Origin of the sequence: Streptomyces sp. NBC_01429 (assembly GCF_036231945.1) — a bacterium.
In the GTDB taxonomy this organism is placed as follows: domain Bacteria; phylum Actinomycetota; class Actinomycetes; order Streptomycetales; family Streptomycetaceae; genus Streptomyces.
The window spans coordinates 7,689,539-7,706,535 of sequence record NZ_CP109599.1 but is presented as its reverse complement, the minus strand read 5'-3'; the positions used below and the strand labels follow the sequence as shown (position 1 = coordinate 7,706,535).

1 pseudogene is annotated in these 16,997 nt (G+C 72.6%); it reads right to left on the bottom strand.

The annotated features are described in order from the left end of the window. Nucleotides 1-201 precede the first annotated feature (201 nt). Nucleotides 202-16,971 (bottom strand): annotated as a pseudogene (locus OG627_RS33760) (type I polyketide synthase); the annotation flags it as partial. Nucleotides 16,972-16,997: the final 26 nt, after the last annotated feature.

Genomic DNA, 16,997 nt, shown 5'->3' with positions numbered 1-16,997 from the left:
ACCTGGGACGAATCGCCATGGCGGGCGGCCCTTTCCGGGCCGCCCGCCATGGTGTGGGTCACTCTTCGTCGGAGGTCACTCTCCGCCGGGGGTTCGCTGCCCGCCGGAGATCAGCGTCCGCAGGGGCTCTCCGTCCGCCGGGAGTTCGCTGCCCCCCGGGGTTCACGCGCGTCCGAGGCTCTTCAGCCACTCCTCCACGATCTGCGCGGTGGCCGCCGAGTCCTCCCTGACCAGAGAGAGATGGTCGGCCTCGACCGTGCGGACGTCGGCCGTCGGGATCACCGGATCCCGGTGACGGCCGTCGGTGCCGATGCCCGCCTGGGTGCCCTGGAGCTCCTTCACGCACTGGATCTCCAGTACGGGAGCGGTGGTGTGCTGGACGTCGAGCCTGTTCAGCAGGACCATCCACCGTCCCATCGCCGAGAGCCTGGAGTTCGTCATGCGCACCGGGGACGCGTCCTGGGCGGCGAAGTTGAGGCGCATCATGCCCTCGTAGTCGACGCCTTCGTCGCTGTTGTGCCGGATGCTCAGCGTGTCCAGCAGCACCACGGCCTCGGGCCTGATGCCCCAGGTGCTCTCCATCAGCCCCGCCGCCGCGTAGGCGAAGGTGCCGCCGGACGAGTGGCCGACGAGCACGAAGGGTTCACCATCACTGGCGCGCAGCGCGCTCTCGGCGATGACCCGGGTCGCGCTCTCCGGTGTGGCGGGCAGCCGCTCCCCCGTCGCGAAGCCGATGAGCGGCAGCGCGGCGACGTCGCGCGTCCCCCGGAAGTGGGCGGCGAGCCTGGCGTACTGGTGCACGCCGCCGTTGGCGGTGGGGGCGCTCACACAGACCAGCCGGGGCCGGCCGGTGCCCTCGGCGAGGGTGGCGGGCAGCGGCAGGTCCTCCAGCTCCGCCGTCGCCTCGAACGTGGGCCGCAGCGCTGCCACGGTCGCCAGCATCCGCTGGGCCTCGGGCACCTTGCCGTTGCCCATCGCTTCCAGGAACAGCCGCTCCAGGGAGTCGATCTCCGGCTCGCCGGAGGAGACCCTCAGGCCCTCGCCGGCCCCGGCTCCGTCCGGGCCCGGCTGGGTGGCCAGCTCGTTGCGGAGCCAGGCCGCGAGGTCGGCCGGGTTCCTGCTGTCGAACACCAGCGTGGCGGGCAGCCGCAGACCGGTCACGGCGGCCAGCCGGTTCCGCAGTTCGACGGAGGTCAGCGAGTCGAAGCCCAGCTCGTAGAAGTCGCGGCTCCCCTCGACCTCGTCGACGGAGGAGTAGCCGAGCACCGCGGCGGCCTCGGTGCGGACGAGATCCGCCACGTACCGGACGCGCTGTGTCTCGCCCATGTCCAGCAGCTGCCGGACGAAGGAGGCCGGGGTGCCGGATCCGCCCGACGTGGTCGCGGCGGCCCTGCGGCCTCCCTTGACCAGTCCGCGGAAGAGCGGCGGCACATCGCCCACCGGCCGCATGCTGCCGCCGGCCAGACCGAGCGGCACCAGGAGCGGCTCCGCGGAGTTCAGCGCTGTCAGGAACAGTTCGAGGGCCTGCTCGACAGGGAGCGGGGGCATCCCGCCCGCCTGCATGCGCTGGACGTCGGCGTCGGTGAGCTTGCTCGTCATACCGGCGTCCTGGGCCCACGGGCCCCACGCCAGGGACTGGCCGGCCAGCCCCAGGTCCCGCCGGTGCCAGGCCAGCGAGTCGAGGAACGAGTTGGCGGCGGCGTAGTTGGACGTCCCCGGGCTGCCCGTCACGCCCGCGATGGACGAGAAGCTGACGAAGGCGCTCAGACCGAGGTCCCGGGTCAGTTCGTGCAGCCACCAGGCGGCATCCACCTTCGGGCGCAGTACGGCCGACACCCGCTCCGGGGTCATCGAGGTGATGACCCCGTCGTCGAGCACACCGGCGGCGTGGACGACCGCGGTGAGCGGACGGTCGGCGGGGATCGCCGCGAGGGTCGCGGCCAGCGCGTCCCGGTCCGCCGTGTCGCAGGCCACGATCTCGGGCCTGGCACCGAGCGCGCGCAGTTCGTCGGCCAGCTCGGCGGCGCCGGGGGCGGCCGGGCCGCGCCTGCTGGTGAGCAGCAGTTCCCGCACCCCCGCGGTCGCCAGGCGCTTGGCCAGATGACCGCCGAGGGCGCCCGTACCACCGGTGATGAGCACGGTCCCGCCGGACCGCCACGGTACGTCGGCGGCGACCGGCGCGGGGTCCTCGGCGAGCCGGGCCAGCCGGCCCACGCGGACCGCGCCGTCGCGTACGACGAACTGCATGTCGCCGCTGGCCGCCAGGCCGGGCACCAGCGGGAGCACGGAGGCCGGGTCGGTGTCCGTGTCGAGGTCGAGCAGGACGAACCGGTCGGGGTACTCGGCGTGCGCCGAGCGCACCAGGCCACGGGCGGCGCCCGCGGTCACGTCAGTCAGCCGGTCCCCCGCGTCGGCAGCGACGGCGTGCCGGGTGAGGAACACCAGGCGCGACGCCTCGAAACGGTCGTCGGCGAGCCACGCCTGCACCAGGTCCAGCACCCGCAGGGTCAGCTCGTGCACGGCGGCCGGGACGTCGCCCTCCGCGGGGCCGGACAGGGGGACGACGACGAGGTTCGCGCCGGACGGAACGTCGGCGAGCGACGTGACACCGTCGGAGCCGAGTGTCACCCAGCTGACGTCCCGGGCAGCGGCTGCCTCGGGCGCCGGGACCCAGTCGACCAGGAACAGCGGGTCGCGGCCGCGTGCCGCCGCCACCTCGGTGGCGGGGGCGCCGAGGACCAGGGTTTCGGCCGACAGGACGGGCGAGCCGTCGGGGTCGGCCGCGACCAGTGTCACCCGGTCGTCGCCGGTCTTCGTGATCCGGACCCGCAGGTTCGACGCGCCGCCCGCGTGCAGGGACACCCCGCTCCAGGAGACCGGCTGCGGGATGACGTCCTCGTCACCGATTCCGGCCAGGCCGGCCGCGTGGGTCACCGCGTCGAGCAGCGCCGGGTGGATACCGAAGTACTGCGCGTCCTCGGCGGCTTCGCCGACGAGCCCCGCCTCGGCGAACGTCTCGTCGCCGCGCAGCCAGACCGCGCGCAGCCCCTGGAAGACCGGCCCGTACGGGGTGCCCTCGTAGAAGTCCGTAAGGTCGACGGCGGTGGCACCGCTGGGCGGCCATACGGAGGTGTCGAGTTCGGCGACGCGCTCGCCGGAGCACAGGACGCCGTCGGCGTGTTCGGTCCACGGCCGGTCCAGCGCGTCCTCGGGCCGCGAGAAGAACCGGATCCGGCGCTTTCCGTCGTCGTCGGGCGCGTCGATGGCGACCTGGAGGGCCAGCGCGACACCACCGGCGAGCGCCAGCGGCTCCGTCACCGTCAGCTCCTCGACCCGGTCGCAGCCGACCTGGTCGGCGGCGCGGACGGCGAGTTCGACGAAGCCCGCCGCGGGGAAGACGGCGGCGTCACCGGCCGTGTGGTCGGTCAGCCATCCGTGCACCTGGAGGGAGAGGCGGCTCGTGAAGAGCACCCCACCGGTTCCGGCGAGCTGCACGGCGGCGCCGAGCAGCGGATGGTCGGCGGCCACCAGTCCTACGGACGCCACATCGCCGTCGAGAGCGGTCGGCCGGGGCCAGAAGCGCTCGTGCTGGAAGGGGTAGGTGGGCAGATCGACGCGGCGCGCGCCGGTGCCCGCGAACAGCTCGGTCCAGTCGATGTCGACGCCCGTCACGTGCAGCCGGGCCAGCGCCGTCAGCAGCACGGACTCCTCCGAACGGTCCTTGCGCAGCGCCGACACGACGACCGGCGGCGTCTCGGCACCGTCCAGCGTGCGCTGCGCCATCGCGCTCAGCACCCCATCGGGACCCAACTCCAGGAACGCCGAGACACCCTCGCTCGCCAGCGCGGTCACACCGTCGGCGAACCGCACCGTCTCCCGCACATGACGCACCCAGTAGTCAGCGGTACGGATCTCGCTCTCGTTCGCGACAGCGCCCGTCACATTCGAAACCAGCCCGATGCGCGGCTCTCCGAACGACAGGCCCTCAGCGACCCGGCGGAAGTCGTCCAGCATCGGATCCATCAACGCCGAGTGGAACGCGTGACTCACCGACAGGCGACGCGTGCGCGCCCCGTCGGCGGCAAGCTTCTCCGCGACCGCCAGAACATCCTGCTCCGCACCCGCGATCACCACCGCATCGGGGCCGTTCACCGCAGCCACCGACACAGCACCGGTCAACAGCGCCCGCACCACTTCCTCCGTGGCCTCAACAGCCACCATCGCACCACCCGCAGGCAACGCATCCATCAGACGAGCACGCGCCGCAACCAGCCGGCACGCATCCTCCAACGAGAACACACCCGCCACATGAGCGGCGGCGATCTCACCGACGGAGTGCCCTGCGACGAAATCGGGCCGCACACCCCACGACTCCGCCAGCCGGAACAGCGCCACTTCGAGCGCGAACAACGCGGGCTGAGTGAACCCGGTCCGGTCCAGCTGGTCGGGCTCGTCCCCGAAGACCACCTCGCGCAGCGGACGCTCCAACTCACCGTCGAAGAACGCCACCACCCCGTCGAACGCCTCAGCGAACACCGGGAACCGCTCATACAGCTCACGGCCCATACCGGCCCGCTGCGAACCCTGACCCGAGAACAACACCGCCAGCGGACCGGCGGCCGTGACCTGGCCGCGCCCGGCTTCCACCGTCTCGCCGTCCGCCACGCCGACGAGCAGCACGGCGCGGTGGTCGAAGGCGGACCTGCCCGCGGCGAGGGAGAGGCCGATGTCCAGCGGGGAGAGCGCGTCGAGTGAGGTGACACGCTCCAGTTGGGCGGTCAGCGCCTCCTCGCTCTTGCCCGAGACGACCCACGGCACCACGGCGGCGGAGCCAGGGGCCACGCGGCGGTCGCCGTCCGTGTCCCGGCCCACCGCGTCGTCCGCGGCCGGGGCCTGCTCCAGGATGGTGTGCGCGTTGGTGCCGCTGATCCCGAAGGAGGACACACCGGCGCGGCGGGGGCGGCCCACCTCGGGCCACGGCCTCGACTCGGTGAGCAGCTCGACCGCGCCCTCCTGCCAGTCGACGTGCGACGAGGGCTCGTCGAGGTGCAGCGTCTTCGGGAGCACGCCGTGGCGCAGCGCCATGACCGTCTTGATCACGCCCGCCACACCTGAAGCGGCCTGCGCGTGCCCGATGTTGGACTTGAGCGAGCCGAGCAGCAGCGGCCGGTCCGGGGCTCGGTCGCGGCCGTAGGTCGCGAGCAGCGCCTGTGCCTCGATCGGGTCGCCGAGCGGGGTGCCCGTGCCGTGGCCCTCGACCGCGTCGACGTCCTCGGGCCGGAGTCCGGCTGCGGCCAGGGCCTGCCGGATGACCCGCTGCTGGGAGGGGCCGTTGGGGGCGGTGATGCCGTTCGACGCGCCGTCCTGGTTCACGGCCGAGCCGCGTACCACCGCCAGGACCTCGTGCCCGTTGCGGCGCGCGTCCGACAGCCGCTCCAGGACGAGCATGCCGACGCCCTCGGACCAGGCGGTCCCGTCGGCGTCGTCCGAGTAGGACTTGCACCGGCCGTCGGGGGCCAGGCCGCCCTGGACGGTGAAGCCGGAGAAGCTGGCCGATGTGGTCATCACCGTGACGCCGCCCGCGAGCGCCAGGGAGCATTCGTCGTTGCGCAGGGCCTGTGCGGCCCAGTGGAGCGCCACCAGGGACGACGAGCACGCCGTGTCGAGCGTGGCGGCCGGGCCCTCCAGTCCGAGGGTGTACGAGATACGGCCCGAGATGACGCTGCTGGCGAGGCCGGTGCCAGTGTGTCCTCCGACGTCCTCGCGGGAGTTCAGGACCAGTTGGGCGTAGTCGAGGCCGTTGGTGCCGACGTAGACGCCGGTCCGGCTGCCGTGGAGGCTCTCCGGATCGATCCCGACGCGCTCGATGGCTTCCCATGATGTCTCCAGCAGCAGCCGCTGCTGGGGGTCCATCGCCATCGCCTCACGGGGCGAGATCCCGAAGAACTGGGCGTCGAAGTCCGCGACGCCTCCGAGGAATCCGCCTTCCATGGTCGCGCTGCGGCCCCGGCCGCCGGGGCCGCCCGTACGGAGGGTGCCGAGGTCCCAGCCACGGTCGCCGGGGAACGGGGTGATCCCGTCGCCGCCGCCGGAGACGAGCTGCCACAGGTCCTCCGGCGAACCGACCCCGCCGGGCAGCCGGCAGGCCATGCCGACGATGGCGATCGGGTCGTCGGTGAGCGGAGCCGCCACCGACGCCGGGGTGTCGGTCCGGTCCTCCCCGTCGAACAGCTCGGCGAGGATGTGCTCGGCGAGGGCGGCCGAGGTCGGATAGTCGAAGACGGACGTCGCGGAGAGCCGCAGCCCGGTGACGGCGTTCAGCCGGTTGGGCAGTTCGACGGCGGTGAGCGAGTCGAAGCCGAGATCGCGGAACTTCCGGTCCGGCTGGACGTCCGCGGTACCGGTGTGCCCCAGTACGGCCGCCACATGCGTACGTACCAGATCGGCCAGGTAGCCGGAGCGCTCGGGCGCCGGGAGGGGCCGCAGCCGCTCCCGGAGCGTGGCCGTCGCCGACCCGGTCTCCTGACGGGTGGTCGCGACGTCCTCGACGGCGCGCCGGGCGCCGGGGAAGTCCTTCAGCGCCGAGTTGCCGCGGGTGCCGAGCAGGCTGTCGAGGATCTTCGGCTGCTGGAGGTCGAGGAGGACGGAGACATGGCCGGGCCGGGTGACGGCCTGCATCAGGGTGGCGAGCGCCAGATCGGGGTGGACGGCCGGGTAGGCGGTGGCACGGGACGGCCCCTCCTGCCCGGCGCTATCGGTCCCGTCGCCGGCGATCCAGGCGCCCCACGCCACGGAGGTCGCGGCCTCACCGCGTGCGCCGCGCTGTTCGGCGAGGGCGTCGAGGACCGCGTTGGCGGCAGCGAGATTGGCGCGCCCCGCGCTGCCGACCGCGGCGGCGACCGAGGAGCAGAGGACGAACGCCGCGAGGCCGTGGTCGCGCGTCAGCTCGTCGAGGTGCAGCGCGGGCATGACCTTGGCACGGTAGACGGAGTCGAAGCGCTCGGGGGTCAGATCGCCCAGCACTCCGTCGTCCACGATGCCGGCCGCGTGCACCACCGCGGTCAGCGGGGTCTCGGCGGGGATGGCCGCGAGTACGTCCGCCAGGGCGGCGCGGTCGGAGGCGTCGCACGCGACGAGCGTGACCTCCGCGCCGTGCGCCCCGAGTTCGGCGGCCAGCTCGGCAGCGCCGGGTGCGTCCGGTCCGCGGCGGCTGACGAGCACGAGCCGCTCGGCGCCCGCCTCGGCCAGCCGGCGTGCCACCCGGGCGCCCCGGCCACCGCTCCCACCGGTGATCAGAACGGTGCCGCGCGGGGTCCATCCTTCGTCGGCGGAGCCTGCGGGGGCCTGAACGAGACGGCGCGCGTAGACGGCGGAGGACCGGACGGCGACCTGGTCCTCGCCGTCGGCGCCCGCGAGGGCCCCGGCGAACCGCTGGACGGTCCTGGCGTCGAGCGTCTCGGGCAGGTCGACGAGTCCGCCCCACTGGTGCGGGTACTCCATCGCGGCCACCCGGCCCAGTCCCCACACGCCCGCCTGAGCGAGGTCGGAGAGCCGGTCCGAGCGTCCGACGCCGACCGCGCCACGCGTCACGCACCACAGCGGCACCGTGACGCCCGCGTCGCCCAGCGCCTGGAGCAGGGTGGCCGTCGCGGTCACCGGTCCGGTCCCGGTCGAGCCGTCGACGGCGAGCAGCGAGACGACGCCGACCAGACCGGCCGCGTCGGACCGCAGCGCGCGCAGCGACTCGGCGAGCGCGGCGCGGTCGGTCGCGTCCTCGACGTCGAGCCTGACGACGTCCTTCCCGAGGGACTCCGCGACCGCGTCGGTCCACGAGCCGTCGACGGCCGCGTGGGCGGGGGCGATCAGCAGCCAGGTCCCGGCCGGGCGGACCGGCCTGCCCGAGAGCGGCTTCCACGACACGTGGAAGCGCGCGGCGTCGAGCACCGACTGGTCACGGCGGTGGCGCCGCCACGAGGAGAGGGCCGGAAGGACCGTCCCCAGAGCGTCGGCGCTGACTTCGAGATCGGCGGCGAGCGCGTCGAAGTCCTCGCCCTCGACGACGGACCAGAACTGCTCGTCCAGCGAGCCGTCACCCGGCCCGGCCGGTCGGACATCATCGGTCCGGGGCCAGTAGCGCTGCCCCTGGAAGGGGTAGGTGGGCAGGCCGACGCGGCGCGCGCCGGTACGGGCGTACCAGGCGCTCCAGTCGATGTCGACGCCGCTCACGTGCAGCCGGGCGAGCGCCGTCAGCAGCGCGGACTCCTCCGAACGGTCCTTGCGCAGCGCCGACACCACGACCGGCGGCGTCTCGGCACCGTCCAGCGTGCGCTGCGCCATCGCGCTCAGCACCCCATCAGGGCCCAACTCCAGGAACGCCGCGACACCCTCGCTCGCCAGCGCGGTCACACCGTCGGCGAACCGCACCGTCTCCCGCACATGACGCACCCAGTAGTCAGCGGTACGGACCTCAGCCTCATCCGCGAGAGCACCCGTCACGTTGGAGACGAGCGCGATACGCGGCTCTCCGAACGACAGTCCCTCAGCGACCCGGCGGAAGTCGTCCAGCATCGGATCCATCAGCGCCGAGTGGAACGCGTGACTCACCGACAGGCGACGCGTACGCACTCCATCGGCGGCAAGCTTCTCCGCGACCGCCAGAACATCCTGCTCCGCACCCGCGATCACCACCGCGTCCGGGCCGTTCACCGCAGCCACCGACACAGCACCGGTCAACAGCGCCCGTACTGCTTCTTCCGTGGCCTCGACGGCCACCATCGCGCCGCCCTCGGGCAGCGCGTCCATCAGACGAGCACGCGCCGCGACCAACCGGCACGCATCCTCCAACGAGAACACACCCGCCACATGAGCAGCCGCGATCTCGCCCACGGAATGCCCGGCGACGAAGTCGGGCCGAACGCCCCACGACTCCACCAGCCGGAACAGCGCCACCTCGAGCGCGAACAACGCGGGCTGCGTGAACCCGGTCCGGTCCAGCTGGTCGGGCTCGTCCCCGAAGACCACCTCACGCAGCGGGCGCCCCAACTCACCGTCGAAGTACGCCACCACCGCGTCGAACGCCTCCGCGAACACCGGGAACCGCTCGTACAGCTCACGGCCCATACCGAGCCGCTGCGAGCCCTGCCCTGAGAACAGCACCGCCAGCGAACCACCCGCATCAGCGGCGCCGCGCGCCACCTCCACCACCGGGCTGCCATCCACGCCCGCCAGCAGCACCGCACGACGATCGAACTCCGACCGCCCCACCACCAGCGACAGACCCACGTCCACCGGCGACAGCTCGGGGCGTTCGGCCACCCACGTGTGCAGGCCGTCGATCTGGGCGGACAGCGCTTCCTCGGACTTGGCGGAGACCGGCCAGGGGTACGTCGTCAGTCCTGTGGGCCGGGTCTCGTCGGCGGTCGGGCCGGCCATTTCCGGGACGGGCGGCGCCTGCTCGATGATCGTGTGCGCGTTCGTACCGCTGATCCCGAACGCCGAGATCCCGGCCCGGCGAGGCCGGTCCGAGGTCGGCCAACCCGCCTGCTCCGTGAGGAGCTTGACGTCGCCGGCGGCCCAGTCCACATGACTGGAGGGGGCATCGACGTGCAGGGTGCGCGGCACCACTCCGTGCCGCATCGCCATGACCATCTTGATGATCCCGGCGGCTCCGGCGGCCGACTGGGTGTGCCCGATGTTCGACTTGACCGAGCCGAGCAGCAGCGGCTGCCCCTCCGGGCGGCCCTGGCCGTACGTGGCCAGCAGCGCCTGCGCCTCGATCGGGTCGCCCAGCGTCGTACCCGTACCGTGCGCCTCCACCACATCCACGTCGGCCGTCGACAGGCCGCCGCTGGCCAGCGCCTGGCGGATCACCCGCTGCTGCGACGGACCGTTCGGCGCCGTCAGACCATTCGACGCACCATCCTGATTCACCGCCGAACCCCGGACCACGGCCAGTACTTCATGGCCATGGCGTCGTGCGTCCGACAGCCGCTCCAGCACCAGCATGCCGACGCCTTCGGACCAGCCCGTCCCGTCGGCCGCGTCCGCGAACGCCTTGCAGCGGCCGTCGGTGGCCAGTCCGCCCTGCCGTGTGAAGCCGGGGAAGCCGATCGAGGTGGACATCACGGTCACACCTCCGGCCAGCGCGAGGGAGCACTCGCCCGAGCGCAGCGCCTGTGCTGCCCAGTGCAGCGCCACCAGGGAGGACGAGCAGGCCGTGTCGAGGGTGACGGCCGGGCCCTCCAGGCCGAGGGTGTACGAGACGCGTCCGGAGACGACGCTGGCGGCGAGGCCCGTACTGGTGTGGCCCTCGATGTCCTCGCTGGAGTTCATCACGAGCATTGTGTAGTCCTGACCGCCGGTGCCGACGAACACACCGGTCTGGCTGCCGCGCAGCCCCGCCGGGGCGATACCGGCCCGCTCGATGGCCTCCCACGAGGTCTCCAGCAGCAGCCGCTGCTGGGGGTCCATCGCGAGCGCCTCACGCGGCGAGATGCCGAAGAACCCGGCGTCGAACTCGCCGATGGCATCGAGGAATCCGCCCTGCGAGGTGGCGCTGCGGCCCCGGTCGTCGGGTCCGCCGCCGAGCAGGGCGTCCAGGTCCCAGCCGCGGTCGGTCGGGAAGTCGGAGATGCCCTCGCGTCCGTCGAGGACGAGCTGCCACAGGTCTTCCGGGGTGCGTACTCCACCGGGCAGCCGGCACGCCATGCCCACGATGACGATGGGATCGTCGTCGAGTACCTGGTCGGCGGCGGGGGCGGCGGTGTCGGCGGTGTCCTCCAGCAGCAGTCCGAGGAGGTGTACGGCGAGATCCGTGGGGTTCGGGTAGTCGAAGACCAGAGTGGCGGAGAGGCGCAGGCCGGTGGCGGTGGAGAGGCGGTTGCGCAGCTCGACGGCGGTCAGCGAGTCGAAGCCCAGGTCGTGGAAGTTCCGGTCCGCTTCGACGGCCTTGGCGGAGGCGTGGCCGAGCACGGCGGCGGCCTCGTCCCTGACGAGGTTCACGATGAAGCGGAGGCGGTCGTCGCCGGTCAGTTCCGCGAGCTTGCGGGTGAGCATCGTCACCGTACCGGCGCCGCCGACCGCGGTCGCGGCCGCACGGCGGGTGGTCTTGACGAGGTTGCGCAGTACCGGGGGCACGGGGCCGTCGATGCGGACCGGGCCCGACACCTCGCCGATCGCGACGAGGTGGGCCGCGTCGCAGACGTCGGCGGCGTCGAACAGGGCGAGTCCCCGCTCGACGGTCAGGGGCGGTACGCCGGAGGCGGCGATGCGCTGCATCTCCGCCTCGGACAGCGTGCCGGTCATGCCGGTCGACTGGGTCCAGGCGCCCCAGGACAGGGACTGGGCGGGGAGGCCTGCCGCCGTACGGTGCCGGGCCAGCGCGTCGAGGAAGACGTTGCCCGCCGCGTAGTTGGCCTGGCCGGCGGCGCCGGTGACGCCGGAGATCGACGAGAACAGGACGAACGCGGCCAGGTCGAGGTGGCGGGTGAGGTCGTGCAGATGCCAGGCGGCGTCCACCTTGGGGCGGAGAACCGCGGAGAGACGCTCGGGGGTGAGCCATGCCACCACTCCGTCGTCGAGGATCCCGGCGGTGTGGATGACGGCGGTGAGCGGGTGCTCGGCCGGAACGGCGGCCAGGAGTCCGGCCAGGTCCGCCCGGTCGGCGACGTCGCACGCGGCGACGGAGACCTCGGCGCCGGCCGCGGTGAGGTCGGCGCACAGCTCCGCGACGCCCGGTGCCTCCGGGCCGCTGCGGCTGGCCAGCAGGAGATGCCGCACGCCGCGCTCGGTCACGAGGTGGCGGGCCAGGTGACCGCCGAGGCCGCCGGTTCCTCCGGTGATGAGCACGGTGCCGTCGGTGTTCCACGCGGGCGGCATGGTGAGCACGATCTTGCCGATGTGGCGGGCCTGGCTCATGTGGCGGAAGGCGTCACGGGCCCGCCGTACGTCCCAGGTGGCGACGGGCAGGGGGCGGAGCGCGCCGGTGGCGAAGAGGCCGAGCAGTTCGGCCAGCATCTCCCGCACCCGGTCCGGGCCGGCTTCCGCAAGGTCGAAGGCCCGGTACCGGACGCCGGTCGATGTTCCGGCGTCACGGATATCGGTCTTGCCCATCTCCAGGAAGTGGCCTCCCGGGACCACCAGGCGGAGCGAGGCGTCCACGAAGTCGCCCGCCAGGGCGTTGAGGACGACGTCCACACCCCGGCCGTCCGTGACCGCGCGGAACCGCTCCTCGAAGTCGGTGGTGCGGGAGGACGCGATGTGGTCGTCGGGCACACCCAACTCGCGCAGTGTGTCCCACTTGCCCTCGCTCGCGGTGGCGAACACCTCGGCTCCGAGGTGGCGGGCCAGCTGGAGGGCGGCCATGCCGACGCCACCGGCACCGGCGTGGACGAGGATCGACTGGCCGGGCCGCAGGTCCGCCAGGTCCTTCAGGGCGTAGAGCGCGGTCAGGAAGACGAGGGGGACCGAAGCCGCCTGAGCGGAGGACCAGTCGTCGGGGACCTTGGCGAGGAAGCGCTCGTCCACGACGGCCGCGGGACCGAAGCCGCCGGGCACCATGCCCATGACGCGGTCGCCCACACGGAGGCCGTGCACGTCGGGGCCCGTCTCGACGACCGTCCCCGCCGCCTCGGCCCCCAGCAGACCGGCCTCGCCCGGGTACATGCCGAGGGTGTTCAGTACGTCGCGGAAGTTCACGCCGGCGGCCCGGACCTCCAGCCTGACCTGGCCGCCGGTGAGCGGGGCCAGGACCTCCGGGCAGGGGGCGAGCCGTAGCTGCTCCATGCTGCCCTTGGCCCCGGCGTCGAGCCGCCAGGGCACCCCGAGGGGAGGCAGCAGCCCGGCCTCGGCGCCGAGGTGATCGAGCCGTCCCACCCGCAGGGCGCCGTCGCGCACGACGAATTGGGCGTCGCCTCCGGAGAGCAGACCGGGCAGAGCGGGGAGCACGGCGGGAAGTACGGCGGTGAGGTCGCCGTCGTCCAGGTCGATGAGGACGAGCCGGTCGGGGTGTTCCGACTGCGCGGAGCGCACCAGCCCCCAGACGGCGGCGGCCGGGAGATCCCGTACCGTCTCGCCCTCTGCGGCGGAGACCGCGCCGCGGGTCACGAAGACGAGGCGCGAGTCGGCGGAGCGGTGCTGGGTGGTCCACTCGTGCAGCAGGTCGAGCGCGCGGGCCGTCAGTTCGTGCGTGGCGGCCGGCACGTCGTGTTCCGTCGTGGCGAGCGGAACCAGGATCAGGTCCTCGTCGCCCGTGAGGTCGTCCATGGTGTCGACCGTCGTGCCCACGCCGAGTATGTCGGTGCCCAGGGACACGCAGGCGATCCGCTCGGTCTCCGGTACGTCGGGGGCCGGAACCCAGTCGAGCGACAGCAGGGCGTCGTGCTCCGGGCTTCGCTGGGCCTCGACCTGGGTGAGGGCCGCCGAGCGGGCCCGCAGCGCGAGCGACTCCACGGACATCACGGGTGCGCCCTCGACATCGACGACCGTGATGGAGACCGCGTTCTCCCCCGACTTGGCCACCCGCGCCCGCACCGTGGACGCGCCACCCGCGTGCAGCGACACCCCGTTCCAGCCGAAGGGCATCAGCAGGTTGTTCTCGTCGCCCACACCGGCGAAGCCGTGGGCGTGCAGCACCGCGTCCAGCAGGGCCGGGTGCAGCCCGAACATCTCCGCGTCATCGGCGACGCCGGAGGGCAGGACTGCCTCGACGAACGCCTCGTGCCCCCGGAGCCACACGGAGCGCAGCCCCTGGAACGCGGGCCCGTAGTCGGTACGTTCGTAGAAGCCTTCCAGGTCCATCACCACCGCGTTCTCCGGGGGCCAGACCGTCGTGTCGAACGCGGCGACGCGCTCGCCGGTGGTGAGCAGGCCGACGGCGTGCTCGGTCCACGACTGCTCGGGGGCGCCGTCCAAGCGGGAGTGGACGGTGACCGTACGCGCGCCCGACTCGTCGGGCGCGGCGACGAGCACCTGGACGAGCGCGGCGGCGTCGCCGGGGAGGAGGAGGGGGGACAGGAGGGTGAACTCCTCGACCCGGTCACAGCCCACCTGGTCCCCGGCACGGACGGCCAGCTCCAGGAATCCGGTCCCCGGGAAGAGGACCTTGCCGCCCAGGGCGTGATCCGCCAGCCACGGGTGGGTGCGCACGGAGAGCCTGCCGGTGAACAGCACCTGCTCGGAGTCGGCGAGGGCCAGCGTGGCGCCGAGGAGCGGGTGTTCGGCGGGCATGAGGCCCGCGCCGGTCACATCGCCGGTGAGACTGTTAGGCCGGGGCCAGTAACGCTCGTGCTGGAAGGGGTAGGTGGGGAGGTCGACGCGCTGGGCGGTGGTACGGGCGTACCAGGCGCTCCAGTCGATGTCGACGCCGCTCACGTGCAGCCGGGCCAGCGCCGTCAGCAGCGCGGACTCCTCCGAACGGTCCTTGCGCAGCGCCGACACGACGACCGGCGGCGTCTCGGCACCGTCCAGCGTGCGCTGCGCCATCGCGCTCAGCACCCCATCGGGGCCCAACTCCAGGAACGCCGACACGCCTTCACCGGCCAGGGTGGACACGCCGTCGGCGAACCGCACCGTCTCCCGCACATGACGCACCCAATAATCCGCCGTACGGATCTCGGCCTCATCCGCCAGAGCACCCGTCACATTCGAAACCAGCCCGATGCGCGGCTCTCCGAACGACAGGCCCTCAGCGACCCGGCGGAAGTCGTCCAGCATCGGATCCATCAGCGCCGAATGGAAAGCGTGACTCACCGACAGGCGACGCGTACGCACCCCGTCAGCCGCGAGCTTCTCCGCAACTGCCAGAACATCCTGCTCCGCACCCGCGATCACCACCGCGTCCGGGCCGTTCACCGCAGCCACCGACACAGCACCGGTCAACAGCGCCCGCACCACTTCCTCCGTGGCCTCAACAGCCACCATCGCACCACCCGCAGGCAACGCGTCCATCAGACGAGCACGCGCCGCAACCAGCCGGCACGCATCCTCCAACGAGAACACACCCGCCACATGAGCGGCGGCGATCTCACCCACGGAATGCCCTGCGACGAAATCGGGCCGCACACCCCACGACTCCGCCAGCCGGAACAGCGCCACCTCGAGCGCGAACAACGCGGGCTGCGTGAACCCGGTCCGGTCCAGCTGGTCGGGCTCGTCCCCGAACACCACCTCGCGCAGCGGACGCTCCAACTCACCGTCGAAGAACGCCACCACCCCGTCGAACGCCTCCGCGAACACCGGGAACCGCTCATACAGCTCACGGCCCATACCGGCCCGCTGCGAACCCTGACCCGAGAACAACACCGCCGACTTCACAACGGCATGGCCCACAAACCCGCGCGCCACCTCACGCAGCGCGTCCTCGCCCGCGCCCTCTGACGTGCCCACGCCCTCGGACCCGGCGAGCAGCACCGCACGATGCGCGAAACTCGACCGACCCGACGCCAACGAGAAACCCACGTCCAGCGCGGAACCGCCGACGAGCGACGACACCCGCTCGACCTGCGCCGCCAACGCCTCCTCCGACTTCCCCGACACCACCCACGGCACGACCGAGGGCGTGCTCTTCGGGGGTTCCTCGGCCTGGGCTTCCTTCTGCTCGGCCGGGGTCGCCTGCTCGATGATGACGTGCGCGTTGGTCCCGCTGATACCGAACGACGAGATACCGGCCCGCCAGGGCCGGTCCACCTCGGGCCACGGGGTGGCCTCGGTCAGCAGCTCGACGGCGCCGGCGGTCCAGTCCACGTGGGTGGACGGCTGATCGACGTGCAGGGTCTTCGGCAGCACGCCGTTGCGCATCGACAGGACCATCTTGATGATCCCGGCGACGCCCGCCGCCGCCTGGGTGTGGCCGACGTTGGACTTGATGGATCCGAGCCGCAGGGGCTGTTCCGAGGGGCGTCCCTGCCCGTAGGTCGCCAACAGGGCCTGCGCCTCGATCGGGTCACCGAGGGTGGTCCCCGTACCGTGCGCCTCCACCGCGTCGATGTCGGTCGTCGACAGACCGGCGCTCGCGAGGGCCTGCCGGATGACGCTCTGCTGGGCGGGGCCGTTCGGCGCGGTCAGCCCGTTCGAGGCGCCGTCCTGGTTGACCGCGGAGCCGCGGACGACCGCCAGGACCTCGTGCCCGTTGCGGCGCGCGTCCGACAGCTTCTCCAGTACGAGCACGCCGGCGCCCTCCGACCAGCCGGTGCCGTCGGCCGCGTCGGCGAACGCCTTGCAGCGGCCGTTCGCGGCCAGTCCGCCCTGGCGGCTGAATCCGGAGAAACCCATCGGTGTGGAGAGCACCGTCACGCCTCCGGCCAGCGCCAGCGAGCACTCGCCGTTGCGCAGGGCGTGTACGGCGAGATGCAGGGCGACCAGGGAGGAGGAACACGCGGTGTCGATGGTGACCGCCGGGCCTTCGAGGCCGAAGGTGTAGGAGACCCGGCCGGAGAGCACACTGCCGGCGAGGCTCGTGCCGCCGTGCCCCTCGACGTCCTCCTGCGAGTTCATCACGACACCGGCGTAGTCGACGCCGTTCGTGCCGACGAACACACCGGTCTTGCTGCCCTGGAGCGATACGGGGTCCATGCCTCCCCGCTCGATGGCCTCCCAGGAGGTCTCCAGCAGCAGCCGCTGCTGCGGGTCCATGGTGACGGCCTCGCGCGGCGAGATCCCGAAGAATCCGGCATCGAACCCGGCCGCGTCCACGAAGCCGCCCTCGGTGGTCGCGCTGCTGCCGCTCCCGTCCGCTGTCAGGGCGTCGATGTTCCAGCCTCGATCGGTCGGGAACGGCGTGATGCCGTCCCGGCCCTCGCTCAGCAACTTCCAGAGGTCCTCGGGGGACCTGACGCCACCGGGCAGCCGGCAGGACATCCCGACGATCGCAATAGGCTCCTGCTTGCCGGTTTCGACCTCCAGCAGTCGTTGACGGGTCTGGTGCAGATCTGCCGTGACCCACTTGAGGTAGTCAACGAGCTTGCTGTCGTTCGGCATGACGAGGAACCTTCCATGTGAAT